This is a genomic window from Streptomyces sp. NPDC102258 (assembly GCF_055584685.1).
The window spans coordinates 628799-652985 of the sequence record NZ_JBVJLO010000001.1; the positions used below are offsets into that span (position 1 = coordinate 628799).

Sequence of the window (24187 nt, forward strand, 5' to 3'; positions counted from 1 at the left end):
CCACGTCCCCCCACCACCACGGCTCATCACCCGACCGATGGAGGAACTCCCCATGTACGCAGTGATCCTGGCCGGCGGCAAGGGCGTCCGGCTGCGCCCCTACACCACTGCCCTCCCCAAGCCCCTCGTCCCCATCGGTGACCAGCACGCCATCCTCGAAATAGTCCTGCGCCAGCTGTCGGCCGCCGGATTCACCCACTGCACCCTCGCCATCGGCCACCTGGGCGAGATCATCCGCGCCTACGTCGGTGACGGCTCCCAGTGGGGGATGGCCGTCGACTACGCCACCGAGGAGAGCCCCCTCGGCACCATGGGCCCGCTGCTCAACCTCCGCGACCGGCTCCCGGAGAGATTCCTCGTCATGAACGGCGACGTCCTCACCGACCTCGACTACGCCGACGTGCTGCGCCGCCACGAGGCCTCCCGCGCCCCGCTCACCATCGCCACCTACCCGCGCCAGGTGCGCATCGACTTCGGCGTGCTCACCACCGACGCCAGCCGTGTCGTCGGCTTCACCGAGAAGCCCAGCGTGGACTACCGGGTCTCCATGGGCGTGTACGGACTGAGCCGCGACACCCTCGACGGCTACACCCCCGGCCTGCCGCTCGGCTTCGACGAACTCGTCCTCGACCTCCTCAAGACCCAGAACCCGCCGCACGCCTACGACTTCGACGGCTACTGGCTCGACATCGGACGCCCCGACGACTACGACCGGGCCAACGCCGAGTTCACCAGCCGCAAGTCCCTCCTGCTCAAGGGAGCCTGAGCACGCCATGCGCATCCTCGTCCTGGGGCACACCGGCTACCTCGGCGCCCATGTCGCCGACCGGCTGCGTGCCCTGCCGGCGGTACGGGTCCTGGGCGCCGGGCGCTCGCCCGGCGCCGAGTTCACGGTCGACCTCGCCGCCGACCCCCCCGGTCGGCTCGCCCGGACCCTGGCGGCGGCCGCCCCCGACGCCGTCGTCAACTGCGCGGGCGCGACCGGCGGCGACCCGGTCACGCTCGCGGAGGTCAACGCCCGCGGCCCCGCCGTCCTGTGCGCGGCGCTGCGGGAGGCCGCCCCGGCGGCCCGCCTGGTCCACCTGGGCTCGGCAGCCGAGTACGGGCCGGGCGCGTTCGGCGTCCGGGTGGCGGAGTCGGCGGCCACCCGGCCGGTGAGCCCGTACGGGGCCACCAAACTCGCCGGTACGGTCGCCGTGGCCACCTCCGGCCTGGACGGGGTCGTGCTCCGCGTCGGCAATCCGGTGGGCCCCGGCGCACCGGCCGGCGGTCTGCCCGGCAGGCTCACGGGCCTGCTGCGCGCGGCCGGCGCCGACCCGGCGGCGGTACTGCGGCTGGGCGACCTGTCCGCGTACCGCGACTTCGTCGACGTACGGGACCTGGCCCGCGCGGTGGAACTCGCCGTCACCGCGCCCGGGCCGCTGCCGTCCGTGCTGAACGTCAGCATGGGCGACGCCGTACCGGTACGCGACCTGGTGCGCGGGCTGGCGCGCCGGGCCGGCTTCCAGGGGCGGATCGAGGAGGACGCCGGCGGCGCGGCCGGCTCCGCCCGCTCGGCCCAGGTGTCCTGGCAGTGCTCCGATGTCACCGCCGCGGCCACGGCCCTCGGCTGGCGGCCGGCCCTGCGGCTGGACGACATGCTGGCCTCGCTCTGGCAGGCGGCCGCCTCCCGCGACGGCAGCCGCGTGCCATGAGCCTGCTGGTTCCGCTCTACGTCCACCCGGCGGAGGACCCGGGAGCCTGGGCGCGGCTGATCGGGGCGGCGCCCCGGACCTACGCGGTGGTCCTCAACCCCGCGAGCGGTCCGGGCCCGCGCCCCGACCCCGCGTTCACGGCGGCGGCGGCCGCCCTGCGCACGGCCGGCGCCCGGCTGCTGGGCTACGTCGACACCGCGTACGGGGCACGGGAGGGCGCCGAGGCCAGCGTCGAGATCCTCCGCTACCAGGAGTGGTACGGGGTCGACGGCGTCTTCCTGGACCGGGTGACGGCCGACCGGCAGGGGCTGCGCGCCTGCCGCCGCCTGGTCCGCTCGCTGCGCGGGCTCGGCGCGGCGACCGTCGTGCTCAACCCGGGCGTCCACCCCGATCCGGGGTACCTGCGGCTGGCGGACCTCGTCGTCACGTTCGAGGGCGACTGGTCCACGTACGTATCGGGGTTCAGCCGGCCCGAGTGGACCGCCCGCCATCCGCCGGAACGGTTCTGCCACCTCGTCTACGCGGTCCCCGCGGCCCTCGTCCCGCTCGCCGTGCGCACGGCGGGCGAACGGGGCGCGGCCGTCTGCGGCCCCGTCACCGGAGCGCTCCCCAACCCCTGGAGCGAACCCACTCCGGCGCTCACCACACCGGAGGCGTGAAGGGTCGTCGTCTCAGAAGGTCCACCGGGTGTGCGAGTAGACCCCGTCGTCCCGGCCGAAGCCGTACGCCGTGTCCGGGGCCAGCGCGAACACCAGCACGTCGCCCGTGCGGAACCCCTCCGACATCCCGTGGAAGGTCCCCTCGGGGGAGGTGATGTGCGCCCCGTACTTCGTCTCGTACGCCGTGATCACCTCCTCCAGCACCGCCGGGTCGGCGACCCGCTCCGCCGTCCCCTCGACCACGAGGTCCAGCCCCGCGGTGAGCGAGTTGCCCCCGGTGGTCAGCGCGCAGTGCCCGTCGTGGGCGAGGTTCTTCGCCTTCTGCTCGGACGGGCCGGTGGAGAAGTAGAGCACCCCCCGGTGCCAGGCGGCGACCACGGGGGTGACGTGCAGCCGGCCGTCGGGCCGGACGGTGGAGACCCAGAAGATCTCGGCGGCCTCCAGGTGCCGCTGGGCCTCGTCCCACGGGGTGGGGGCGATGTCCTCGGCGCCCGGGCGGGGGTGGAGCGCGGAGCTGTAGCGGGCGTCCAGTTCGGTCGTGGGCCGCTGCGCGGATCCCTGTGCGGACAAGGCGCACCTCCTTCGTCCGCCCCATGGTGACCGCCCGCCCGCCGCCGCGCCCCGCGCCGCGCCGGGGGATCACGCCCGCCCCGCCCGGCCGCCGGGCGGCCGGGGCGGTGCGGAGCGCAGACCGTCGAGGGTGAGGTCGAGGAGGCGTTCGGCCTGCTCCCGCTGCTCGGGGCGGGCCGAGGTGAGGGCGATGCCGGCGAGGGCGGCGAACATGTCGGTCGCGCTGATGTCCGACCTGATCGTCCCCGCGGCGGTACCCGCTTCCATGAGGGAGGCCAGGGCGTCCTGGATCATCGCGTGGCTGTCGGCGTACGGGTTGCTTCCGGCGGCGAGCACGGCGCGCATGGCGTCGGCCATGCCGAGTTTGGCGGTGGCGTAGTCGATGAAGTGGCGCGTCCAGGTGCGCAGCGCCTCGTGCGGAGGCGCGGCGGCCAGCAAGGCCGGGGCCGAGTCGCACAGCCGGGCCACTTCGTTGCGGTAGGCCGCCTCGATCAGGGCATCCCGGGTCGGGAAGTTGCGGTAGAGGGTGCCGGTCCCCACGCCGGCCTCGTGGGCGACGCGCTCCAGGTGCGCGTCCAGTCCCTCCTCGCTGAACACGCGCACCGCGGCGGCCAGGATCTTCTCCCGGTTGCGCCGTGCGTCGGCCCTGAGCGGGCGTCCGGAATCAGTGGCCACGAGGCTCTCCCGTCCTGTCTGGCTTGCTAAGCGGAGGCGCCTCCACTTACTCTTCAGTGAAGTGGCGGCGCCTCCATTTTCACTCCTGGGCAGGGCGGGTCCGCCCCGCCCCGCCCTCACTCCGTTCCTCTGAAGGGACCCACCCCCATGTCGGGAATCGAAGGCAAAGTCGTGGCCATCACCGGCGCCGGCAGCGGAATCGGCGAGGCGACCGCCCTCCTGCTCGCCGAGCGCGGCGCGAAGGTCGTCCTCGGCGCGCGCCGCCCGGAGCGCCTCGAAGCGGTCGCGGCCCGCATCGCGGAGGCCGGCGGCGAAGCCGCCTGGGTCCGTACGGACGTGACGCGCCGCGCGGACCTCGCCGGCCTGGTCGCCCTGGCCCGCGGCCGGTACGGCGCGCTCGACGTCCTCGTCAGCAATGCCGGGGTCGGCCTGATCTCCCCGCTGGACGAACTGCGCGTCGAGGACTGGGAGGAGATGATCGACGTCAACCTCAAGGGCGTCCTCTACGGGATCGCCGCGGCCCTCCCCGTCTTCCGGGAGCAGGGTTCCGGACACTTCGTCAACACCGTGTCCACCGCCGGGCTGCGCGTCGTGCCGCTCCAGTCGGTCTACGCCGCCACGAAGAACGCCGTACGCACCCTCTCCGAGGGTCTGCGCCAGGAGGCCGGCGACCGCCTGCGCGTGACCGTCGTCTCGCCCGGCGCCGTCCGTACGGACTTCACCGAGCGCATGGGCGCGGACGCGAAGGCCCGGATCGCCCCCATGATGGAGACGGCCCTGTCCCCGGACGCGGTGGCCCGCGCCATCGCCTTCGCCATCGAACAGCCGGATGGCGTCGACGTCGGCGACATCGTCGTACGCCCCACGGCGCAGGCCTGACGCGCCGCCCCGTCCCCGATGCGGCGGACGGGGCCGTTCGGAGCAGTCGGGAGGTCGGTGCGGCGGCGCGGGGCTACGTTCGGCCGGTATGACGCGCCTACCGAACGACCCCGAGTCCGGCCCGACCCGCCGTGCCCTGCTCGTCGCCGGTGCCGGCGCGGGGGCGGTGCTCGCCGCGGGCTGTGCCCCGCCGGGCGCGCCCGCCGCGCCGGCGCCCAGCGGCTCCGCCCCACCCAGGCCGGCCGGCCTCACCCCGGGCGTGATGACGCTCTTCAAGGACCCGGCGTACAACTTCAACGGCCTCCTCGCGCTCGGTGCCTCGGGCGCCGGCGCCGCCGAGGTCGGCGAGGTCCTCACCGCCGTCGACGCGATCAACCAGGCCGGCGTGTCCGCGCAGACGTACGTCCAGACGTTCCGCGCGCTCGGTGACCGGCTCCTGCGGCCCCCGCCCGGCGCACCGGCGGACGGCCAGACGAGGCGGTTCCGGGCACTGCGCGCGGCCCAGTACTACGGCCAGGCGCTGTTCTTCGTCCTCGGCTCCGAGGACCCGGGCAGCGAGGAGGCGCTGTACAAGGCCGGGCGCGGTGCCTGGGACACCTTCTGCGACCTGTGCGAGCCCGCCGCGGTCAAGGCCACCGTCCCCTACGGCTCGACGCCCCTGCCGGTGTGGTTCTTCCGTCCCGACGAGACGCCCACCCCCCGCCCCACCGTGATCCTGACCAACGGCAGCGACGGGCAGAACGTCGACATGTGGACGTACGGCGTTCAGGCCGCCCTCCAGCGGGGCTGGAACGCCCTCGTCTACGACGGCCCGGGTCAGGGGCAGCTGCTCTTCGTCGACCGCGTGGTGTTCACCCCGACCTGGGAGAAGGTCGTCGGCCCCCTCATCGACTGGCTGTCCGCCCGCCCCGACGTGGACACCGGCAAGATCGCCCTGACCGGTCTGAGCATGGCCGGCGACCTCGCCCCCCGCGCCGCGGCCTTCGACCACCGGATCGCGGCCCTGGTGGCGATGCCGGGCTGCGTCGAGCCGTGGCTCGGCTTCCCGCCCGAGATCCGGAAGATCCTCACCCCCGGCAAGCAGGAGACCAACGACATCTGGAACAAGGAGGTCGCCCCCGAACTGCCCCCACAGGACGCCGCCGTGATGAAGAAGAGGTTCGAGCCCTTCTCCGCCGACGCCATGCTCGAAGCCCGCCAGGGCAAGCTGTTCACCGACTTCTACACCCCCGCCACCCGCATCCAGGCGCTCGCCGTCACCTCCGTGGTCGGCCGCATCAAGGCGCCCACCCTGGTACTGGACTACGAGGGCGAGCAGTTCTACCCGGGGCAGCCACGCCAGATGTACGACAAGCTCACCTCGTCCAAGGACTACGTGAAACTGACCGCGGCGGAGGGAGCGCAGCTCCACTGCTCCCCGATGGCCCCGCAACTGCACTGCGAGGTCGTCTTCGACTGGCTCCAGAAGACCCTGTCCGGCAGTTGAGACCATGCGCCCTACCGGCCCGTATGATTAGGGCAGCCTTACCTAATACGTACGAGAAACAGGAACCCCATGAGACCCGAGTCCGCCTCCCTCGTCTCCGACCCCCACGTCTCCGGCTCCCCGCGCCCGGACGCCCGCACCGAGACCATCGAAGGCTTCGGCACCGTCCGCTTCACCCCGGTCGACCCCGCGGCGGACTCGGCCGTGCTGCACTCCTGGGTCCTGGAGGAGCGCGCCCGGTTCTGGGGGATGAACGGCATCAGCCGTGAGCTGGTCCAGGAGATCTACGAGGACGTGGACCGCCGCGACACCCATCACGCCTTCATGGTCCGGCTGGACGACGAACCGGTGGCGCTGTTCCAGACGTACCAGCCGGCCGAGGACCGCATCAGCGAGTGCTACGAGGTACGGGAGGGCGACATCGGCGTCCACCTGATGCTGGCGCCCGCCGCCGGGCCGCCCCGGCCCGGCTTCAGCCGTACCCTGCTCGGTGCGCTCATCCGCTTCACCTTCCGCGACCCGGCCGTGCTGCGCGCGGTGGGCGAACCCGACGCCCGCAACGACAAGGCCGTCGCCCTGCTGAACCGGCTCGGCTTCGTCCAGCAGGGGGAGATCCTCCTCCCGGAGATCGACCTGCCCGAGGTCCACCTCCCCGAGAAGCGGGCCGTACTGGCCTTCCTCGACCGCCCCGAGGCGCCGCGCATGACATCCTGACCACGGTCGGAGCCGCCACGGGCAACGGCCGGACCCGGCACCCACCCGGCGTGCCCTGCCGCGAAAGGCGCCCGTCATGGCCTCCCGTACCGCGTTGCTCGCCGGAGCCACCGGCCTCGTCGGCACCCTCCTGCTGGACCGGCTGCTGGCGGGAGATCGCTACGACCGGGTCACGGTCCTCGTCCGCCGGCCCCCGGCACACGCCCACGACAAGCTCGACGTCCGCCTCGTGGACTTCTCCGCCCTCGACGAGGCCTCGGTGCCCGCCGCCGACGACGTGTACTGCACGCTGGGCACCACCATCAAGAAGGCCGGCTCACAAGAGGCCTTCCGCAGGGTCGACCAGCACTACACCGTGGCGGTCGCCGCCCTCGCCCTCAAGGCGGGAGCACAGCGCATCGCCCTGTGCTCCTCCGCGGGCGCCGACCCCGCCTCCCGCACCTTCTACCTCCGCGTCAAGGGCGACACCGAACGGGACGTCATCGCCCTCGGATACCGGAGCACCGAGATCTTCCGGCCCTCCTTCCTGCTGGGCGAGCGCCCCGAGAGCCGGCCCGCCGAACGCGCCACGATGACCCTGGCCTCCGCGCTCGGCCCGCTGCTGGCCGGACCGCTGCGCCCGTACCGCCCGATCGCGGCCGACCGCCTCGCGGCCGCCATGATCGCGTCCCTGGACGGCGCCAACCCGGGCACGCACATCCACACCCACGACGCCATCTCCGCCCTGGCCGACCACTGACGTGCGCCCACCCCGGCCCGGCGGCAGAACGAACCCCCGCGCGGCGCACGCCACTTGAGCGCACGGGGGCGGTGGGCGGTGCGGCACCGGCGTGTGTGAGGCTGAGGGCGCGCGGGGGGCGGGTGTCCGCGTGACATCCGTATCCGCGTCAACCGGGGGAACCATGCGCATAGGTGTCTACCTCGCCCACCCGAGGCCGGGGAGCTTCAACCACGCCGTGTTCGACGCGGTGGTGACGGAACTGCGGGCCGGGGGAGCCGACGTACGGGCCCACGACCTGTACGCCGAGGGGTTCACGGCCCTGCTGTCCGCCGAGGAGACGGGGACGGTCGAGTCGGCCGCGCGGGCACCCGACGCGCACGTGGCGCTCCACCGGGCGGAGGTGGCCGCCCTCGACGCCCTGGCGTTCGTCCACCCGAACTGGTGGGGCATGCCGCCCGCCGTGCTCGCGGGCTGGGTGCAGCGCGTCCTCGTGCCCGGTGTCGCCTACAAGCTGGGTACCGCGGAAGGGGAACCCGCGGGGCTCCTTCGGGCGGGGCGGGCGCTCGTGCTGAACACCTCCGATACGCCGGCCGACCGGGAAGAGGACGAGTTCGGCGACCCCCTCCAGCGGATCTGGTCGGCCTGCGTGCTGCCGTACGTCGGCGTGTCCGACGTACGCCGGACGGTCTTCCGGACCGTCGGCGACTCGACCGGTGAGCAGCGCGCCGCCTGGCTGGAGGACGCCCGCCGGGAGGCGGCGGCCCTCCTCGCCTGAGAGCGGGGACGCCCGCGCGGCGACGGTGGCCCTCCTCGCCTGAGAGCGCCCGTCACCCCTGAGGACGGTGCCGGCTCCCGCTGCCGGCGGGTCGCGTGCGCGCCCGGTCGTGCGCCCGCGCGCCTCCGCGCGCCTCCGCACGTGGGATGACCGGGGGCCCGGGCCGCCCCGACCATGAACTGCCGTCGCGAACCGGCCACGCGCGAGCCCGGGCCGGCGCGGCGGCCGCCACGGGCATCCGGCCCGGCTCGGCTCGTTCACCTCGGGGGGAACCATGGGAAGACGCTGGCTGGTCACGGGATGCTCCTCCGGCCTCGGGCGCGCGCTGGCCATCGCCGCGGCCCGGGCCGGGGACGAACTGGTGGTCACCGCCCGCAAGACCGCCGACCTGGAGGAACTGGCCGCCGCCTGGCCCGGCCGCATCATCCCGGTCCCGCTCGAACTGCGGGACGCCGCCTCCTGTGAGGACGCCGTCCGCACCGCGGCCGACCGCCTCGGCGGGATCGACGTCCTGGTCAACAACGCCGCCGTCGGACTGTTCGGCGCGGTCGAAGAGGTCTCGGACGCCGAGTTGCGCGACCAGCTGGAGACCCTGGTCGTGGGCCCCTGGCGGCTCACCCGCCTCGTCCTGCCGCTGATGCGGGCCCAGGGACACGGCCACATCGTCAACGTCTCCTCCGTCGTGGGCCGGATCGCCTTCCCCGGCCTGGGCGCCTACACCGCCGGCAAGCACGCCCTCGAAGGCATGAGCCAGGCCCTGGCCGTCGAAGCCGCTCCACACCACATCCGGGTCACCGTGCTCGAACCGGGCATGTACGCCACCCGCTACGGCACGTCCATGACCGAAGCGCGCCACCGGGTCCCCGCGTACGACGCGACCAACCGCCCGATGCTCGAGGGCTCGCGCGGCCTCGTTGACCACCCCGATACGGGCCGCCCCGAGGACTTCGCGGCACGGGTCCTGGCCGTCGTCGCAGCCGACGCCCCCACGCCCCTGCGGATCCCGGTCGGCGACGACGCGTACGGGTATCTGGAGCTGGCCGAGCAGGAGGCGCGCGAGGAGTTCGCCGCGGCCAGGATCCTCGCCCAGGGCCCGCCGCCGCCGGCTTCGGCTTGAGGGCCGCCCCCATCGGCGTAGCGTGAGGAGTGAGGCCCGGCTCCCCGGCGACTCCGCCGGTGCGCGGTACGGGCGCGAGGAGCATCGGCCATGGGAAAGATCTCCGTCGACCAGTTGCGCGAACGGGTGCGCGGCACGGTCGTCACCCCCGAGGACGGCGCCTACGACGAGGCGCGCAAGGTCTACAACGCCATGATCGACCGCAAGCCCGCGGTCGTCGTGCACTGCGCCGGCGCCGCCGATCTCATGGCGGCCGTTGACTACGCCAGGGAGAACGGGCTCGGCCTCGCCGTCCGCGGCGGCAGCCACAGCGTGCCCGGCTTCGGGACCTGCGACGACGGCGTCGTGGCCGACCTGTCCGGGATGCGGGGCGTACGGGTCGATCCGGGTGAGCGCACGGCGCGCGCCGAGGGCGGAGCCACCTGGGGCGACTTCAACGCGGCCACCCAGATCTTCGGCCTGGCCACGACCGGCGGCATCATCTCCACCACCGGTGTCGGCGGCCTCACCCTCGGTGGCGGCATCGGCTACCTCGCCCGCGGGCAGGGCCTGAGCTGCGACAACCTGCTCTCGGCGGACGTGGTGACGGCGGACGGCCGGCTGCTGGTGGCGAGCGAGGACGAGAACGAGGACCTGTACTGGGCGCTGCGCGGCGGGGGCGGCAACTTCGGGGCCGTGACCTCGCTCGAATTCCGGCTGGCCCCGGTCGGCGACGTCTACGGCGGTCCGATCCTGTACGAACTGGACGACGCGGGCGCCGTGCTGCGCGGCTACCGCGACCTCATCGCCGACGCGCCCCGCGAGCTGGGCTGCTTCCCCGCCTTCCAGATCGCGCCGCCGCTGCCGTTCATCCCGGAGGACCGGCACGGGCAGCCGTTCATCCTGATGGTGGCCTGCTGGGCCGGCCCGGTCGAGGAGGGCGAGCGCGCCCTGGAGCCGCTGCGCGCCTTCGCGCCCGTGGTCGCCGAGCACGTCGGACCCATGCCCTACCCGGCGCTGAACGCCGCGTTCGACGGCCTCGTCCCGCCGGGGCTCCAGCACTACTGGAAGGCCAACTTCGCCGGCGAGCTCACCGACGAGGCGATCGAGGCGCACCTGCGGCACGGCCCCCGGGTCCCCGTCGTCAACTCGACCGTCCACATCTACCCGATCAACGGCGCCTGCCACGACGTCGCGCCGGACGCGACGGCCTTCGCCTACCGCGACGCCTCGTTCGCGACGGTCATCGCCGGCATGTGGCCCGACCCCGCCGACAACGAGGCCAACACCGCCTGGGTGCGCGAGTACTACGAGGCGATCGCCCCGCACTCGCAGGAGGGCGGATACGTCAACTTCATGGCCGGCGACGACCAGGACCGGATCCGGGCCAACTACAAGGGCAACTACGACCGCCTGGTGACGGTCAAGCGCGCCTACGACCCGGACAACCTGTTCCACTTCAACCAGAACATCACGCCCTGAACCAGACCGGCGCGTGCCGGAGCGCGGGAGGGCGTACGGGGCGCACGACGGTACACGGGGTGCGCGTGGTTGCGTCGGGCCACACCGCGCGCCCCCTGCCCGGACGCGGGCGGCCCGGGCAGGGTGGGCGGTTGCTCCGCGCCACCCACTACGGTTCCGGGAGGACCCGTGCCCCAGGACATGGACTTCGACCTCCCCGCCGCCACGGAGATCAGCCCCGACCTCGAAAGCGCCCGTCGGCACAACCTCGACTGGGTGCGCCGTACCGGCCTGGTCGGTGACGACCGGTCCCTGGCCTGGTACGTCTCCTGGGACATGCCGCGCCTGGCCGCACTCGGCTTCCCGCACGCCCGGGGCCCGGCCCTGGACCTGTGCGCGGACGCGATGGGGTTCTTCTTCGTCTTCGACGACCAGTTCGACGGCCCCCTCGGCCGCGACCCCGCCGGGACCGCCCGCGCGTGCCGGACGCTGATCGACGTGGCGCACGGCGCCCCGCCGCCGCCCGGCGCGGACCCGTGCACGAGGGCGTTCGCCGACATCCGGGCCCGCGCCGCCGACGGCGCCCATCCCGCCTGGACCGCCCGTACCGCGCACGAATGGGAGTACTACTTCGCCGCGCAGGCCCACGAAGCGCGGGGCCGGCTGCGCGGCACCCCGGCCGATCTCGACGCCTACCTCCAGGTCCGGCGCGGCGTCGCCGCCACCGACCTGCCCCTCTCGCTCGGCGAACGCGCGGCCGGCGTCACCGTCCCCCCGGCCGCCTTCCACAGCCCCGAGCTGCGCATCATGCGCCGGTCCGCCATCGACGTGACCCTGATGTGCAACGACGTGTACTCCCTGGAGAAGGAGGAGGCCCGCGGCGACATGGACAACCTCGTCCTCGTCCTCGAACGGGCCCGGCACCTCACCCGCGCCGAAGCCCTCATCGCGGCCCGGCACGAGGTGGACCGGCGCGTGCTGCGGTTCCAGGACCTGGCCGGACAGGTGCCCGGCGTCTGCGCGCAGCTCGCCCTCTGTGAGCGGGAACGGGCCGACGTCGCCGGATACGTCCGCGTCATGGCCGCGTGGATGAGCGGCTACCACGCCTGGCAGACCGGAACCCAGCGCTACCGGACCGCACCCCAGGTCGTGCCGCCCTCGGGGCCCGGCTACCTCGGCCGGGTGCTGCGCACGGACGCCGACCGGCCGTCCCGGCCTGCGCCGGGCGGGTGACGCGCGAGGAAAGGGCCCGGCGCGGGGCAGGTTTCCACGGTGACGGGGTCCCTCGGGGGATCCCGCTGTCGAAGGAGTGTGCCATGGCCCTGTCCAGTACAGAACGTGAGCAGTTCCTCGCCGAGCCCCACATCGCCGCCCTCGCGGTGAACGCGGGAGCGGACGGCGACCGCGCCCCGCTGACGGTCCCCATCTGGTACCACTACGCACCCGGCGGCGACGTCTGGATCATGACCGGCCGCGATTCGCGCAAGGCCGAACTCATCCGGGCCGCGGGCCGGTTCACCCTGATGGTGGACCGGCTGGAGCCCACGATCCGGTACGTGTCCGTCGAGGGGCCGGTCGTCTCGACGGCTCCGGGCACGCGCGAGCTGCTGGTGGAGATGTCCTCCCGGTACCTGCCGGCGGAGAAGGTCGAGGGCTACGTCGACTTCGCCTGGAAGGAGCACGGGGAGCAGGTGGTGATCCACATGCGGCCGCAGCGGTGGGTGAGTTCGGACCTCGGCAGCGTCTGAGGCGGCCGACCCCTGATCCCCGCGTCCCCTCACCCGCCGACCGGAGCGCGGGCCGCTGGTCAGCGGCCCGCGTCCGGACCGGCGGGAGGTGCGGCGCCGTCCCCTGGCGGGCGCGGCGCCTGCGCCGGCATGGTCCAGAAACGGTCGAGGGTGGCCAGTACGAGCCGGCACACCTCGTCCGGATCGGCGCTCGCCAGGGGCTCACGGGCGGCGACGGTCCGCATCAGGCCGATGCCCAGCAGCCAGGCCATGGCCAGGTCGGCCCGCAGCGCGCCGTCCCCGCTCCCCTCGCTGCTCGCGCCCCCGTCCCCGTCCCCGTCCCCGGAGGGGGTGAGCCCCGACAGCACCTTCCGGTACTCCGCGCCCAGCTCCCGCAGCGTCCCGCTCGCCTCGTCGCCCCGCCCGACGGACCTCAGGTACACCTCCAGGGAGCGGTCGCCCCCCGGGGCACTGCGCGTGAGCATCGAGCGCAGGGCGGTCTCGAAGAGGTCCTCCGGCGCCGTCGCGCGCAGCTGCTCCAGGCTTCCCCGGGCGATGACCTCGCTCAGCAGCCCGTGCTTGGAGCCGAAGTAGCGGAACAGCAGCGCCTGGTTGACTCCGGCGCGCTCGGCTATCGCCCGGACCGTGGTGCGCTCGTAGCCCCGTTCGGCGAACAGCTCACCCGCCGCGTCGAGCAGCTTCAGGCGGGTGGCCGCGGCGTTGCGGGGGCGCTCCGCGGGCTGCGGTCGCAAGGGTTCGTCCACGGCTGATGGTCCTCTCGGAAGGCCCGTCAGGATAACGGCCACAAACCGTCGTTGACCGGCGGGTTGGCCCGTCCTAGGTTTGTAAGCAGCTGCTTACACTCAGGGAGGCCGCAGTGACGACCACCGGCACCACCCCGCACGCCTACCCCTTCAACACCGCCGAGGGACTCCAGCTCGCCGAGGAGTACGAGCGCGTCCGCAACCGGCCCGGCCTGTTACGCGTACAGATGCCGTACGGCGAACCGGCCTGGCTGGTCACCCGCTACGCGGACGCCCGCCTCGTGCTCGGCGACGCGCGGTTCAGCCGCGCGGCGGGCGCCGCCCACGACGAGCCCCGCCAGTCCGAGGGCCGCACCGACAGCGGCATCCTGGGCATGGACCCGCCCGACCACACCCGCCTGCGGTCCCTGGTGGCCAAGGCGTTCACCGTCCGGCAGGTCGAGAAGCTCCGGCCCCAGGTGCGCGCGCTCGCCGAAGGGCTGCTCGACGAACTGGAGGCGGCCGGCCCGCCGGCCGACCTCGTCGACCGCTACGCGCTGCCCGTCCCGGTGGCCGTGATCTGCCGGCTGCTGGGCGTCCCGGTCGAGGACCGGCCGCGCTTCCGGGTGTGGAGCGACGCGGCGCTCTCGACCAGCTCGCTCACCGCCGAGGAGTTCCACGCCAGCCGCGAGGAACTGCGCGCCTACATGGCGGGGCTGATCGAGGCGCACCGCCGCGACCCCCGGGACGACCTGATGACGGCCCTCATCGAGGCCCGCGACGCCGACGGCGACCGGCTCTCCGAGCTGGAGCTCGTCGACCTGTGCGTGGCGGTCCTGGTGGCCGGGCACGAGACGACGGCCTCCCAGATCCCCAACTTCGTCCTCACCCTCCTCGACCACCCCGACCAGCTCGCACTGCTGCGCCGGGACCCCGCCCTGATCGCGAACGCCGTGGAGGAACTGCTGCGGTTCGTACCGCTCGGCAGCGGCGCGAGCCAGGCCCGGTACGCCACCGAGGACATCGAGGTCGGCGGCACCCGCGTCCGGGCCGGGGACCCGCTGCTCGTCGCGATCGGCGCCGCCAACCGCGACGCGCTGCGCTTCACCGCCCCCGGGGCCCTCGACATCCGGCGCCCGGCCGGCCAGCACCTTGGTTTCGGCCACGGCGTCCACCACTGCCTGGGCGCCCCGCTGGCCCGCATGGAGCTCCAGGAGGCTCTGGGGGCGCTGCTCGCGCGCTTCCCCGGGCTCAAGCTCGCGGGGGACGTCACGTGGAAGACCGAGATGCTGGTGCGCGGGCCGCGCGTCATGCCGGTCGGGTGGTGAGCGCCGTGACGTGGACCGTACGGGTCGACGCCGGACTGTGCCTGGGGTCGGGCATCTGCGCGGGCACCGCCCCCGAGGTGTTCGTCCTGGAGGACGACCACGCCCGGCCGCGCACGGACCGGGTCGCCGCCGAGGAACGGATCCTGGAGGCGGCCGACATGTGCCCCGCGCAGGCCATCACGGTCCACGACGGCACCCGCGTGATCGGCCCCCGCCCCGACTGACCGCGAGCAGGCGCGCGCCTGATGGCATGATCATGGCGTGACCGACGAGATGCCCGCGCCCCGCGCGGCGAAGTACGTCCTGTTCGATGTCGACGGCACCCTGATCGACGCCCTCGACAACCAGCGCCGGGTCTGGCACACCTGGGCGCGGCGGTACGGGCTGGATCCCGCCGAGGTCCACCGGGTGGCACTGCGGACGCGGCCGGCGGAGACCTTCGCACAGGTCGCCCCGGACCGGGATCCGGCGGAGTGCCTGGCCGCGCTGCACGAACTGGAGGACGAGGACGTCCGGTCGGGCGTCTACGCGGCCTTCGACGGCGCGCCGGAGCTGCTGCGCGCCCTGCCGCCGGGCCGCTGGGCGCTGGTGACCTCGAACTACGAGCACCGCGTGCGCGGACGCTTCGCCCGGACCGGTCTGCCCGTTCCGGAGGTCCTGGTGGACGCGGCCGCCGTCGAGGAGGGCAAGCCGTCGCCCGTGCCCTACCTGCGCGCCGCCGCGCGGTTGGCGGCCCGGCCGGCGGACTGCCTGGTCATCGAGGACGCCCCGTCCGGCGTACGGTCCGGGCTGCGCGCCGGGATGACGGTGTGGGGGGTGAACACGCCGGACGCGGTGGAGGGCGTACACCGGCACTTCGGCAGTCTGCGCGAGGCGGCCGACGACATCCTCGCCTTCGCGTACGGGACCCGCCCCGCCCGCACACCGGTGTAGACGCCGAACGCGACCGCCACAGCGCACCGAGGAGGCGGCTACGGGGTCCGCGGGGCGTGAGCCGGAGCGGGCAGTGTCGCCGCGCGGTCCGCGACCAGGCGGACCGCCGCGACCGTCAGGTCCGGGTCGTGGACCTGGACGTAGTGGTCGCTGCCGGTCGCCAGCAGGTGCGGCGTCCGCGGCCGCAGGTTCACCAACGCCTGCTGCGCCCCGGGCCAGGCCCGCTCCAGCTTCGCGAGGAGGTCCTTGGCCATGGCGGGCGGCGCCGCGAAGGGCGCCGTCTTGCTGAGGACCGCGACCGGCACCGGCGGGAGCGGGCCGCCGCGGTCGAGGGCGGCGACCCCGCCGTCGATGTCCACCTGCTCGAAGTCCGGATCCGCGTCGAACGGCGTCCTCGGATGCCGCAGCGCCTGGACGTACGCCGCCCAGTCCCTGCCCATCGCGGGCTTGAGCCCGGGCCCCAGGGCGTCGACCAGGACCAGCCCGCGGGTCCGCCCCGGGTGCTCCTGCGCGTACCGCAGGGCCAGCATCCCGCCGAAGGAGTGCCCCACCAGCAGGTAGGGGCCCGGCATGTGGCCGGCCGTCAGCACCCGGTCCAGGTCCCGGACCATCGCGGCCAGCGTGCGGGTGCCCAGTACGGGCGTGCTCCGGTCGGTGAGCGCGGGCGGCTCGGCGTAGCGGATGGTGCCCGGCCGGTCGTAGGCGCACACCCGGGTGAACGAGGCCACGCCCGGCAGCACCGCCGGGGCCTTCGGTACGGGCGGGACGGTGTCGGTCAGCGACCAGGGGTCGGCGGAGTCGTGCAGCCCGGACAGCAGCACCACGGTCGGGCTACCGGAGCCCGCGCAGTGCAGGTACAGACCGCGCCCGCCGCCGATGTCCACCCGCCGCCCGGGGTCCGCGCCGCCGCCCGGCCCGGGCGTCGCCGCCAGCAGCAGGACGGCCGCCGACGCGGCGGCGGCCGCGCCGAGTACACGCCCTCGCATACCCCCAGCCTCCGCCTCAGGCGCCCCATCCGCCATCCCGGGACGGTCGCGCAGCGCCGAAACGTGGGCGGAATCAGCCCATCCGCTTGCCGCCGCCCGCCGGGTTTCGCGACCGGCCCACCGACGTCCGCCGAGGTCGCGTCCGTGGAGACGGCTCGCCGGTGCGCCGGGGGGAGCGAGGGCTTCGGCCACACGCCGCCGCACGCCTCCCGCGGCCACGTTCTCTCCCTACGGTAGCTGGGCACCCGCTTGGTGCCGATCGATCGCCACGTGAGGGGAACCCCGATGACCAAGGTCCTGGTGCTGCACAGCGTGTGCCTGGTGCGGTCCGCCCTGGCCGCACTGCTGAGATCCGAGGGCGACTTCGAAGTCACCTCCGCCGGCTGGCGTACCGCCGCCCGCCAGGCGGAGTTCTTACGACCCGACGTCGCCGTCGTCGACCTCGACTGTCCGGAGGTGTCGGCCGCCCTCCTCGCGGACGCCGGCACCGTCCGCCTGCTGCCCCACTCGCCCACCCCCCTGCTCGTCCTCGCCCGGGCCGACACCCCCGGCGCACTGCGGCGCGCCTTCCAGGCCCAGGCCCTCGGCTACGTCGACAAGGACGGCTCGCCCGGCCGGCTGGTCCGCGCCATCGGCAAGGTCGCCGCGGGAGAACGCTTCATCGACGCCACCCTCGCCTCCGCCTTCATGGAAGCCGATCCCATGCCGCTGAGCCCGCGCGAACTGAGCGTCCTGGCCCGAGCCGCCGAGGGCGACTCGATCGCCGAGATCGCCCGCGCCCTGCACCTCGCCAGCGGAACCGTACGGAACTACATGGCCGCCGCGACCCGCAAGACCGGCGCCCGCAACCGGGTTGACGCCATCCGGATATCCCGGCGGGCCGGCTGGGTCTGAGCCGCCGGCCCGCATCCGCGTCCCCGCCTCATCCGCGCCTCACCCGCGCTCGTTCCACAAGCCCACCAGATCCCGGTACAGGGGCGACCTGGCCGGCAGCTCCGCATGCGTGCCGCACACCGCCCGGGTCCCGTCGAGTACGAGGACCCGGTCGGCCCGGGCCGCCGAGGAGATGCGGTGGGCGACCACCACGAGGGCCCCGGGGCGTTCGGCGAGCGCCCGCTCGGCGCGTTCCTCGGCCAGGGGGTCGAGGTGGCAGGTGGCCTCGTCGAGCAGCAGCAGGGGGGCGGGGGAGAGGTAGGCGGCGGCCAGGGCGAGCTGCTGCCGCTCGCCCGGGGAGAGCCGCCCCGGGTCGAGGACCGCGTCCAGTCCCCCGAGCCGGGCTATCAGCGCGTCCGCCCCGAGGGCGGCGGCGGCCCGCTCCACCTCCTCCCCGGGCACCGGGCCGGGGAGGAGGTGGGTCAGGTTCTCGCGGACCGTGCCCGTGAAGACGTACGCCTGCTGCGGCAGCAGCGTCCGGCGGAGGTCGGGACCGCGCCCCGGGCCACCCCGCGCGGGCCCGCCCGCCACCCGTACGGTCCCCCGGCCGGGCGGCAGCAGGCCGGCGATCAGGGCCGTGAGCGTGGACTTGCCGATGCCGCTCGGCCCCACCACGGCCAGGTGCTCACCGGCCCCCACCACCAGATCGAGCCCGTCGATCACCGGCTGCGCCCCCGGCCCGTAGGCGAAGCCGACCCCCCGCAACTCGACGGCGGGCACCGGCCCTGCGGGGGCGCGCGGCGGCGGCACCGGAAGCGCCGCCGGACCGGGAGCGCCCCGCTCCACCACGACGACGGCCGGGCCCGCCGCCGTGGCGGGAGCGGGCTCCTCCGGCGGCGCCGGGGCCGGCCGGGGGAGGCAGAACCGGTCCAGGACCACCAGCAGGCGGGTGCCCGCCGCGCCCAGGGCCGTCATCAGTGCGTCCAGGGCGGGCAGCAGCGACTGCACGAGGTAGGTGAGGGCCCCGGCCACCGCCCCCGTGCTCACCCCCCGCCCGAGCAGCCAGGGCGTACCGGCCAGCAGGACGACGACCGGCAGCCGGCCCGCGACGCCCAGGCTCAGCGTCCGCAGGGCGGTCCACCGCGCGAGGCGCCGCGTCAGCCGCTCCTGCTCGGCGATCAGAGCTTCCACCGGCGCCCCGGCGCTCGCCCCGCCGCCGCAGGCCACCACGTCGCGCAGCCCCGCCGCCAGCTCACCGGTACGCGCGGACAGCGCCTCGTCGGCATCGAGCGCCGCACGCTGGACGCGCGCGCTCGGGTGCAGCGTGGCGAGGAACCCGGCCGTACCGAGGAGCAGCGCGGGCAGGACGAGGACCAGCAGGACGGGGGCCAGCGCGGCCAGCCCGAGCAGCGCGCCCAGGGCGGTGAAGACGAACGAACGGGCGACGAGGACCAGTCCGGCGAAGGAGTCCCGGGCCATCTCGGTCTGCTGCGTGAGCCGCGAGACGGCACCCTCGTCACCAGCGCGCCACGGGTCGGCGACGGCCCGCCCGATCGCCTGGCGCACGGCGCGCCGCACCAGGCCGTCCCGCAGCGGCTCGACCAGGTCAGCGAGTCCGCCGAACACCCCGCGCAGGGCGACGGCCCCGACGAGGGCGCCCCCGGCGGCCACGGCCAGCCAGCCGACGCCGGTGCCGGTCCGGCCGGCGAGGAAACCGTCGTCGAGGGCGCGGGCCACCGCGTAGCCGCCGAGGAAGGTGTGGGCGGACTCCAGCAGCGACCAGAGCGCGAGCCGCCGCAGCGGGCGGACCTGCCCGCGCAGGAACCGGCGCCCCTCACCCGCCACCCGACGCCAGGTGCCGTACTCGCTCACCGCACGGCCTCCCGCGCGCCCGGCTCCGGCACGCCCCGCGGTGCGGGACCCCGGTCCGCCCCGCCGGGCGCCCCCGAGCCCCCACCCGCCCCCGCGTCCCCGTCCGGCCGCGCGGCCGGGCCGGCGTCCGTTCCGGGGCACCGCTGGGGGATCGCCCCGGCGTCCGGTTCCGCGCCCGGTGATCCGGCGCCCGCTCCCTCGGCCGCCTCCGCGGGTGCTCCGGCCCCCGGCCTCGTGGGCGGCTCCGGGCCCGGCCGGGGGGTGTCGGCGAACACCGAGCGGTAGGCGGGGTCGCGCCACAGGCGGGCGTGGGTGCCCGTGGCGCGGACGCGGCCCGCGTCGAGCCAGACGACGAGGTCGGCGCGGGCGGCCGTCGCGGCGCGGTGCGTGATGACCAGGCGGGTGCCGGGCCGGACGGTGTCGGTCAGGGCGCGTTCCACCTCCCGTGCCGTCAGGGTGTCCAGGCTGGAGAGGGCGTCGTCCAGGACGAGCAGGCGTCCGGCCCGGCAGAACGCCCGGGCCAGGCCCAGGCGTTGCAGTTCCCCGCCGGACAACGGCGCGTCGGGCAGCGCCGTTCCGTAGCCTTCCGGCAGGCGGCGGACGAAGGCGTCGGCTCCGGCCGCCCGGGCGGCGGCGCGTACGGCCGCCGGGCCGGGCGGCGGACCGGCGCCGAAGGCCAGGGCGGCCCCGACGTCCGCCCCGAACAGCGCCGGACGCTCGAAGGCGTGCCCCACCTCGCGGCGCAGCTCCCCGGCAGACAGTTCCTCCAGCGGGACGCCGTCCAGCAGTACCTCTCCCGCGTCGCAGGCGGTGAGCCGGCCCGCGACGGCCGCCAGCGTCGACTTGCCGGAGCCGGAGCGGCCGACGACGGCGGTGGTCGTCCCGCCCGGGATCCGCAGGTCCACGTCCCGCAGCACCGCCGTGCCCGCCCGGTCGACCCGTACGCCGCGCAGTTCCAGGGTGCCGGGGCCGTCCGGCGGCAACCGGCCTTCCCCCTGGGGGAGTCCGGGCAGGCCGAACAGGACCGCCGTGCGGCGGGCCGCCGTACGGCCGCGCACCACGGCCGCCAGCCGTCCGGTCACGGCGCCGACCCCGGCCGCGAGGCCCGCGTAGCGGACCGCCGCGAGGAGGCCGCCGACGCCGAGGGCCCCCGTCGCGAGGCGGACCCCGCCGACGCCGAGGACCACGTACAGCAGCAGCGGCATGAGGGCGCCGGTCCGTGCCATGGTCGCGCCGTAGATCCGCCAGGTCCGCCGCCCTTCGGCGCCCAGCTCGGGCAACCGCTCCAGCACCCGGGCCTGTTCGCGCTCGGCCGTGCCGGCGGCGGCGATCGTACGGGCGCCCGCGAGGGCCTCCAGGAGGCGGCCGGCCATCGCGAGCTGCACCTCCTGGTACCGGCCGACGCTGGCGCCCGACGCGCGGGTGAACGTCCGCAACAGCACGGCGAGCAGCGGGAGTCCGGCGAGGAAGGCCAGCGCGGTCCACATGTCGACGAGGAAGAGCGCCACGAGCCCGCCGAGCGGGGGCAGCAGGGCGACGGCCGCGCTCACGGCGGCGGCCGGTACGGCTCCGGCGGCGGTGGCGTGCGTGGTCAGCCGGGCCGAGACGTCGCCGGGGGCGTGGCGGGCGGCGTGGTGCGGGGCGGTGCGCAGCAGCCGGGCGAGGCCGAGCCGGCGCAGCCGGGCGGTGGAACGGGCGTCGACGCCGCCGGTGAGGCGCGCCGTCGCCGCGTCGAACAGGACCTCGGCGGCGATGACCCCCGCGCACCACGCGGTCCAGCGGGCGCCGACGGGGTCCTGCCGCAGCAGCAGGTCGAGGGTGTGGCCGAGCAGGGCCGGTTCGGCCAGGGCGGCCCCCGCGGCGGCCACCGAGGAGGCGGACACGGCGGCGAGCCGGCCGGCGCTGTGCCGCGCGGCCGCCCGTAACGCCCGGTCGGCGCCGAGCGCGGTCGCCGCCTCGCCGGTGGGATCGGGCGCAGTCATGGGCGGCGGCTCCAGGGGTGGCTCCGGGGTGGTCCACGGGCGTGGCCCACTGATGTGGTCCGTGGACGTGGTGCGGGCCCGGGCGGTGAACCGCCCGGGCCCGGAGGACCTGGTTAGTTACAGGTCGTGATGCTCAGGCTGCTGTCCCCGCAGAGGAGCAGGCTGGCGCGGCTGCCGCCGCCACCGCCACCGCCGAAGGCGGCCTCGGTGGTCTCTTCCTTCGGGGTTTCCATCGACTGCAGGTCAAGGAGCGTCATGTCTGAATCCTCTTCACTGTGGTGGTTTTCCGATGGGACTCGGCCCCCACGAGGGGGACCGGCTCTGGGGCCGCCGCGGTGGACCGCGGCGGCGGGAGGAACGGCAGGTGCGCGCGCCCGCCGGGCGCGGCTCCGCCGAGGGCGAGGAGCGCGCCGGCCGTGCCCGTGGACAAGTCCATGGACAGCCGCATCAACTGCTCGCCGGGGAAGGCCAGATGGCCTTGGTACGGGATGGCGTGCCGGGCCAGCGCGTCGATCTGCCGGGCGATGTCCCCGGGCGCGGTGCCCGGTCCGGGCGTCGTGGTCCGCGCCAGGTGGAGGATCATTCCGGCGGCGCCGCGGAACAGCCCGGGCTGGGCGTAGAACGTCGCCTGGGCGGCCCGGACGATCTCCGGGCGGGCCCCTTCGAAGCGCTCGTCCCGCCCGTGCTCCAGCCAGTCGTCCAGCACCATGCCGATGCCCACGCTGCCGCCCGCGAGGTAGGGCATCGTGCGCCAGCCCTCGTTGACCTGGAGGGTGCCGAAGACGCTGGTCACGCAGTGGTCGAGGTCGCGGTGCAGCGCCCGGCCGGCCCGGACCAGCAACTCCCGGTCGCCGGTGCGCTCGTAAAGCCGCAGGAAGAACAGGGCGACTCCGCTGTGGCCGTGGAGCAGGCCGGCCCGTCGCGGCTCCGCGGTGGTCGCGGAGAGCAGGTCGGCGCAGCGCAGGGCCGCGGCGTGCAGGGCGCCCTCGCCGGTGCTCCCGCCCAGGGAGTCCAGGGCCAGCCCGATGCCGGCGAGACCGCCGTGCAGATCGGGACCGGCTGACTGCCAGGGCTGGCGCAGCAGTTGTTCGGCCAGGCTGAGCGCACGGTCGCGGTGGCCGAGCCGCTCCAGGGTCCAGGCCAGGCCGGCGAGGCCGTCGTAGAAGCCGAGCGGGGTGCCGGAGGGCGGTTCCTTCGTCCGGTCCAGCAGCCATTCCTCGGCTTCGGGCCAGGGGTCGGCGCCGGTTTCGGCGAGCGCGTACAGGACGCCCGCGGCTCCGTACCCGAAGGCGGTACCGCCGCCGGCGGTGGTGAACTGGGCTATGTCGCCGGGGAAGAGCCGGTCCTCGCGGTCGAAGGTGGCGCTGGCCCGCAGCGCCGCCGTCATCGAGGCGCGGGCCGCTTCCCAGTCGCCCGGTTCGACGGGCAGGTAGGCGCGGCGCGGTGCGGCCGGGCCGGCACCGAGGCCGGAGCCGGCATCGGCCTCGGAGTCGGCCTCGGCGACGATCTCCCGTACCGCCTCGTCCAGGAACGCCCGGGGGACCGGGAACTGCTCGGCGGCGATGTCGGCGAGGTGCCCCGCCTTGGCCCGGTCGAGCACCAGCAGGCTGGTGAGCGGCAGGAACAGGGCCAGCCGCAGGCAGGCCAGGGCGTACCGGTCGACGGCGAAGCCTCTGCGGCCGGCCGGCGCGACGAACGCCGGATTGGCGACGGTCTGGCGCAGCCCCTCGTCGATGTGCGCCGCGGCCTCGAAGTCCAGGAGCGCGACCGACGGTTCACCGCTCTCCGCGTCCTCCGCCACCATGATGTTGAACAGGTGTAAGTCGTTGAAGACGATGCCGCGGGCGTGCACCGCCTCGACGGCCCGCGTCACCTGCCGGTGGATCTCCAGCGCCCACCGGGTGTACTCCGCGAGTTCCCGGGGGTCGGGATCCGCCTCGATCAAGGGGTGCCGACGGGCGAAGTAGGTGTTGAGGGGCTTGCCCTCCAGGTACTGCATCACCAGGAAGTGGTGGTCGCCGACGGTGAAGGTGCCGTGGACGGAGGGTACGCAGTCCAGCCCGGCCAGTTGCTCCAGCGCCCGGCGCTCCCGGTGCAGCCGGGTCACGGCGTCCGCCCCGTCGGCCGCCAGCCCGGCGAAGGGGCGGGCTTCCTTCAGGACGACCGGCTCGTCGGTGCGCAGGTCGCGGCCGGCGTAGACACCGCCCCCGTTGGAGAAGTGCAGCGCCCGCTCGACGGTGTAGGGGAGTCCTTCGAGGGTGACGCCGGCCCGCCGGGCCAGGTGCGCGGCCAGGAAGGCGGGCGGCTCGACCCACTCGGGCGGCTGGAACACCGGGCCGCGGGGGTCCGGCACCAGCCGTCCGTCCGGGGCCTCGATCGCCGGGACGAGTTCGCCGTGGTCGTCGTAGCAGTGCCGCAGGGTGAAGCTGCCGTAACGCAGGTGCACCGGGCCGTCGTTCCAGCGCAGGTCGCTGAGGATGTAAGGCCCGCTCTCCCCCGCCAGCAGGGCGTCGAGCTCCTCGGCGATGCGCCCGCACCGCTCCTCGTCCGCCGGGTACACGGTGAGGAACTTGCCGCTCGCTCCGCGGTCGGCGTACTTGGCGTTGCGCAGGTGCAGCAGGTAGCGGCTCGGCACGAACTTGAACGCGATCTCGCGCTCCACGCAGTAGCGGTAGACCCGGTCGAGGACGGATTCGGCGTTGTCCAGACCGGCGGAGACGTGGATCTTCCAGCCTTGGGAGGGCAGCCGGTCACCGAGGGGCCGCAGCGCCAGCCAGTCCCCGCTGCGGTGCGTCTGCCACCCCGCCGGTACGGGGGCGAGCGCGGCCGGGTAGTTCTCCTCGGCGCGCCGGTACGGCGCGTCGTAGAACCAGCGGTCGGCGTCGCAGAAGGCGGCGTACCCCTTGTTCACACCTGCTCCCTCGGTCGGTGACGTGCCCCACGCTGTCACGCGGCCGGGAGGCCGCGACAGTCACGGCTGTCACCGGCGAGGTGTGCAATACGCACGAGTCAC

At 74.9% G+C, this 24187-nt stretch carries 24 protein-coding genes; 16 read left to right on the forward strand and 8 right to left on the reverse strand.

Annotation, left to right across the window (positions count from 1 at the left end; all coding sequences use genetic code 11):
* The first annotated feature begins 52 nt into the window (after nt 1-52).
* The 3 genes from ACZ6ZT_RS02905 to ACZ6ZT_RS02915 are packed head-to-tail and all read left to right on the forward strand — an operon-like array spanning nt 53 to nt 2353.
* Nucleotides 53-766, forward strand: coding sequence for a nucleotidyltransferase family protein (locus ACZ6ZT_RS02905; RefSeq protein WP_469714893.1), 714 nt, complete (start codon nt 53-55; stop codon nt 764-766).
* A gap of 7 nt (nt 767-773) precedes the next feature.
* Nucleotides 774-1694, forward strand: coding sequence for an NAD-dependent epimerase/dehydratase family protein (locus tag ACZ6ZT_RS02910; RefSeq protein ID WP_469714895.1), 921 nt, complete (start codon nt 774-776; stop codon nt 1692-1694).
* Nucleotides 1691-2353, forward strand: coding sequence for a spherulation-specific family 4 protein (locus ACZ6ZT_RS02915; protein ID WP_469714896.1), 663 nt, complete (start codon nt 1691-1693; stop codon nt 2351-2353). The genes ACZ6ZT_RS02910 and ACZ6ZT_RS02915 overlap by 4 nt, the downstream gene beginning before the upstream one ends.
* Nucleotides 2354-2365: 12 nt before the next feature.
* On the opposite strand, the gene ACZ6ZT_RS02920 is transcribed toward ACZ6ZT_RS02915, so the two are convergent.
* Both ACZ6ZT_RS02920 and ACZ6ZT_RS02925 read right to left on the reverse strand, forming a co-directional pair.
* Nucleotides 2366-2923, reverse strand: coding sequence for a pyridoxamine 5'-phosphate oxidase family protein (locus ACZ6ZT_RS02920; RefSeq protein ID WP_469714898.1), 558 nt, complete (start codon nt 2921-2923; stop codon nt 2366-2368).
* Nucleotides 2924-2992: 69 nt separating this feature from the next.
* On the reverse strand, nt 2993-3598 hold the full coding sequence (locus ACZ6ZT_RS02925) for a TetR/AcrR family transcriptional regulator (protein WP_469714899.1): 606 nt from the start codon (nt 3596-3598) through the stop codon (nt 2993-2995).
* A gap of 147 nt (nt 3599-3745) precedes the next feature.
* On the opposite strand from ACZ6ZT_RS02925, the gene ACZ6ZT_RS02930 reads away from it, so the two are divergent.
* From ACZ6ZT_RS02930 to ACZ6ZT_RS02970, 9 genes are all read left to right on the forward strand, one after another.
* On the forward strand, nt 3746-4477 hold the full coding sequence (locus ACZ6ZT_RS02930) for an SDR family oxidoreductase (protein WP_469714900.1): 732 nt from the start codon (nt 3746-3748) through the stop codon (nt 4475-4477).
* Nucleotides 4478-4565: 88 nt separating this feature from the next.
* Nucleotides 4566-5963 (forward strand): alpha/beta hydrolase family protein, encoded by a 1398-nt coding sequence (locus tag ACZ6ZT_RS02935; RefSeq protein WP_469714902.1) that lies wholly within the window; start codon nt 4566-4568, stop codon nt 5961-5963.
* Nucleotides 5964-6032: 69 nt separating this feature from the next.
* The gene (locus tag ACZ6ZT_RS02940) at nt 6033-6677 is read left to right on the forward strand and encodes a GNAT family N-acetyltransferase (protein ID WP_469714903.1); all 645 of its coding nucleotides are present in this window, start codon (nt 6033-6035) and stop codon (nt 6675-6677) included.
* A 76-nt stretch (nt 6678-6753) separates the two neighbouring features.
* Nucleotides 6754-7416, forward strand: coding sequence for an NAD(P)H-binding protein (locus ACZ6ZT_RS02945; protein ID WP_469714904.1), 663 nt, complete (start codon nt 6754-6756; stop codon nt 7414-7416).
* 163 nt (nt 7417-7579) lie between these two features.
* On the forward strand, nt 7580-8173 hold the full coding sequence (locus ACZ6ZT_RS02950) for an NAD(P)H-dependent oxidoreductase (RefSeq protein WP_469714906.1): 594 nt from the start codon (nt 7580-7582) through the stop codon (nt 8171-8173).
* A 274-nt stretch (nt 8174-8447) separates the two neighbouring features.
* Nucleotides 8448-9290, forward strand: coding sequence for an SDR family oxidoreductase (locus tag ACZ6ZT_RS02955; RefSeq protein WP_469714907.1), 843 nt, complete (start codon nt 8448-8450; stop codon nt 9288-9290).
* Between the two features lie 90 nt (nt 9291-9380).
* Nucleotides 9381-10751, forward strand: coding sequence for an FAD-binding oxidoreductase (locus tag ACZ6ZT_RS02960; RefSeq protein ID WP_469714909.1), 1371 nt, complete (start codon nt 9381-9383; stop codon nt 10749-10751).
* Between the two features lie 168 nt (nt 10752-10919).
* On the forward strand, nt 10920-11963 hold the full coding sequence (locus ACZ6ZT_RS02965; RefSeq protein WP_469714911.1) for a terpene synthase family protein: 1044 nt from the start codon (nt 10920-10922) through the stop codon (nt 11961-11963).
* A gap of 83 nt (nt 11964-12046) precedes the next feature.
* Entirely contained in the window at nt 12047-12478 is a 432-nt protein-coding gene (locus ACZ6ZT_RS02970; protein WP_469714912.1) for a pyridoxamine 5'-phosphate oxidase family protein, read from the forward strand.
* A 59-nt stretch (nt 12479-12537) separates the two neighbouring features.
* On the opposite strand, the gene ACZ6ZT_RS02975 is transcribed toward ACZ6ZT_RS02970, so the two are convergent.
* Entirely contained in the window at nt 12538-13221 is a 684-nt protein-coding gene (locus ACZ6ZT_RS02975) for a TetR/AcrR family transcriptional regulator (RefSeq protein ID WP_469714914.1), read from the reverse strand.
* 113 nt (nt 13222-13334) lie between these two features.
* On the opposite strand from ACZ6ZT_RS02975, the gene ACZ6ZT_RS02980 reads away from it, so the two are divergent.
* From ACZ6ZT_RS02980 to ACZ6ZT_RS02990, 3 genes are read left to right on the forward strand one after another with little or no spacing between them, the layout of a single operon-like run.
* Nucleotides 13335-14528 (forward strand): cytochrome P450, encoded by a 1194-nt coding sequence (locus ACZ6ZT_RS02980; protein ID WP_469714916.1) that lies wholly within the window; start codon nt 13335-13337, stop codon nt 14526-14528.
* Nucleotides 14525-14752: a ferredoxin gene (locus ACZ6ZT_RS02985; protein WP_469714918.1), complete on the forward strand. Its 228-nt coding sequence runs from the start codon at nt 14525-14527 to the stop codon at nt 14750-14752. Before ACZ6ZT_RS02980 ends, ACZ6ZT_RS02985 begins: the two co-directional genes overlap by 4 nt.
* 49 nt (nt 14753-14801) lie before the next feature.
* A complete protein-coding gene (locus ACZ6ZT_RS02990; protein ID WP_469715034.1) occupies nt 14802-15461 on the forward strand; it encodes an HAD-IA family hydrolase in 660 nt (219 codons plus the stop codon).
* 38 nt (nt 15462-15499) lie between these two features.
* Here the strand turns inward: ACZ6ZT_RS02990 and ACZ6ZT_RS02995 are convergent, their stop codons facing one another.
* Nucleotides 15500-16447, reverse strand: a complete 948-nt coding sequence (locus tag ACZ6ZT_RS02995; protein ID WP_469714920.1) for an alpha/beta fold hydrolase — start codon at nt 16445-16447, stop codon at nt 15500-15502.
* Nucleotides 16448-16732: 285 nt separating this feature from the next.
* Here ACZ6ZT_RS02995 and ACZ6ZT_RS03000 point away from each other — a divergent pair, with 285 nt between their 5' ends.
* Nucleotides 16733-17341 carry a response regulator transcription factor gene (locus ACZ6ZT_RS03000; RefSeq protein WP_469714922.1) on the forward strand — a complete coding sequence of 203 codons (609 nt, stop codon included), beginning with the start codon at nt 16733-16735 and terminating at the stop codon, nt 17339-17341.
* A 39-nt stretch (nt 17342-17380) separates the two neighbouring features.
* On the opposite strand, the gene ACZ6ZT_RS03005 is transcribed toward ACZ6ZT_RS03000, so the two are convergent.
* The 4 genes from ACZ6ZT_RS03005 to lanKC all read right to left on the reverse strand — a co-directional run bounded on the left by ACZ6ZT_RS03005 (nt 17381) and on the right by lanKC (nt 24085).
* Nucleotides 17381-19192, reverse strand: coding sequence for an ATP-binding cassette domain-containing protein (locus tag ACZ6ZT_RS03005; RefSeq protein WP_469714923.1), 1812 nt, complete (start codon nt 19190-19192; stop codon nt 17381-17383).
* Nucleotides 19189-21174, reverse strand: coding sequence for an ATP-binding cassette domain-containing protein (locus tag ACZ6ZT_RS03010; protein ID WP_469714925.1), 1986 nt, complete (start codon nt 21172-21174; stop codon nt 19189-19191). Before ACZ6ZT_RS03010 ends, ACZ6ZT_RS03005 begins: the two co-directional genes overlap by 4 nt.
* 113 nt (nt 21175-21287) lie before the next feature.
* Entirely contained in the window at nt 21288-21431 is a 144-nt protein-coding gene (locus ACZ6ZT_RS03015; protein ID WP_469714926.1) for a SapB/AmfS family lanthipeptide, read from the reverse strand.
* The gene (lanKC, locus tag ACZ6ZT_RS03020) at nt 21428-24085 is read right to left on the reverse strand and encodes a class III lanthionine synthetase LanKC (RefSeq protein ID WP_469714928.1); all 2658 of its coding nucleotides are present in this window, start codon (nt 24083-24085) and stop codon (nt 21428-21430) included. The genes ACZ6ZT_RS03015 and lanKC overlap by 4 nt, the downstream gene beginning before the upstream one ends.
* Nucleotides 24086-24187 lie beyond the last annotated feature (102 nt).

Bases quoted from the DNA above. Each gene is read 5' to 3' on its own strand.
- ACZ6ZT_RS03010 (WP_469714925.1), bottom strand. From the start codon at position 21,174: ATGACTGCGCCCGATCCCACCGGCGAGGCGGCGACCGCGCTCGGCGCC.
- ACZ6ZT_RS02955 (WP_469714907.1), top strand. From the start codon at position 8,448: ATGGGAAGACGCTGGCTGGTCACGGGATGCTCCTCCGGCCTCGGGCGC.
- ACZ6ZT_RS02935 (WP_469714902.1), top strand. From the start codon at position 4,566: ATGACGCGCCTACCGAACGACCCCGAGTCCGGCCCGACCCGCCGTGCC.
- ACZ6ZT_RS02950 (WP_469714906.1), top strand. From the start codon at position 7,580: ATGCGCATAGGTGTCTACCTCGCCCACCCGAGGCCGGGGAGCTTCAAC.
- ACZ6ZT_RS03015 (WP_469714926.1), bottom strand. From the start codon at position 21,431: ATGACGCTCCTTGACCTGCAGTCGATGGAAACCCCGAAGGAAGAGACC.
- ACZ6ZT_RS02915 (WP_469714896.1), top strand. From the start codon at position 1,691: ATGAGCCTGCTGGTTCCGCTCTACGTCCACCCGGCGGAGGACCCGGGA.
- ACZ6ZT_RS03000 (WP_469714922.1), top strand. From the start codon at position 16,733: ATGACCAAGGTCCTGGTGCTGCACAGCGTGTGCCTGGTGCGGTCCGCC.
- ACZ6ZT_RS02910 (WP_469714895.1), top strand. From the start codon at position 774: ATGCGCATCCTCGTCCTGGGGCACACCGGCTACCTCGGCGCCCATGTC.
- ACZ6ZT_RS02990 (WP_469715034.1), top strand. From the start codon at position 14,802: ATGCCCGCGCCCCGCGCGGCGAAGTACGTCCTGTTCGATGTCGACGGC.
- ACZ6ZT_RS02905 (WP_469714893.1), top strand. From the start codon at position 53: ATGTACGCAGTGATCCTGGCCGGCGGCAAGGGCGTCCGGCTGCGCCCC.
- ACZ6ZT_RS02960 (WP_469714909.1), top strand. From the start codon at position 9,381: ATGGGAAAGATCTCCGTCGACCAGTTGCGCGAACGGGTGCGCGGCACG.
- ACZ6ZT_RS02995 (WP_469714920.1), bottom strand. From the start codon at position 16,447: ATGCGAGGGCGTGTACTCGGCGCGGCCGCCGCCGCGTCGGCGGCCGTC.
- ACZ6ZT_RS02970 (WP_469714912.1), top strand. From the start codon at position 12,047: ATGGCCCTGTCCAGTACAGAACGTGAGCAGTTCCTCGCCGAGCCCCAC.
- ACZ6ZT_RS02940 (WP_469714903.1), top strand. From the start codon at position 6,033: ATGAGACCCGAGTCCGCCTCCCTCGTCTCCGACCCCCACGTCTCCGGC.
- ACZ6ZT_RS02945 (WP_469714904.1), top strand. From the start codon at position 6,754: ATGGCCTCCCGTACCGCGTTGCTCGCCGGAGCCACCGGCCTCGTCGGC.
- ACZ6ZT_RS02930 (WP_469714900.1), top strand. From the start codon at position 3,746: ATGTCGGGAATCGAAGGCAAAGTCGTGGCCATCACCGGCGCCGGCAGC.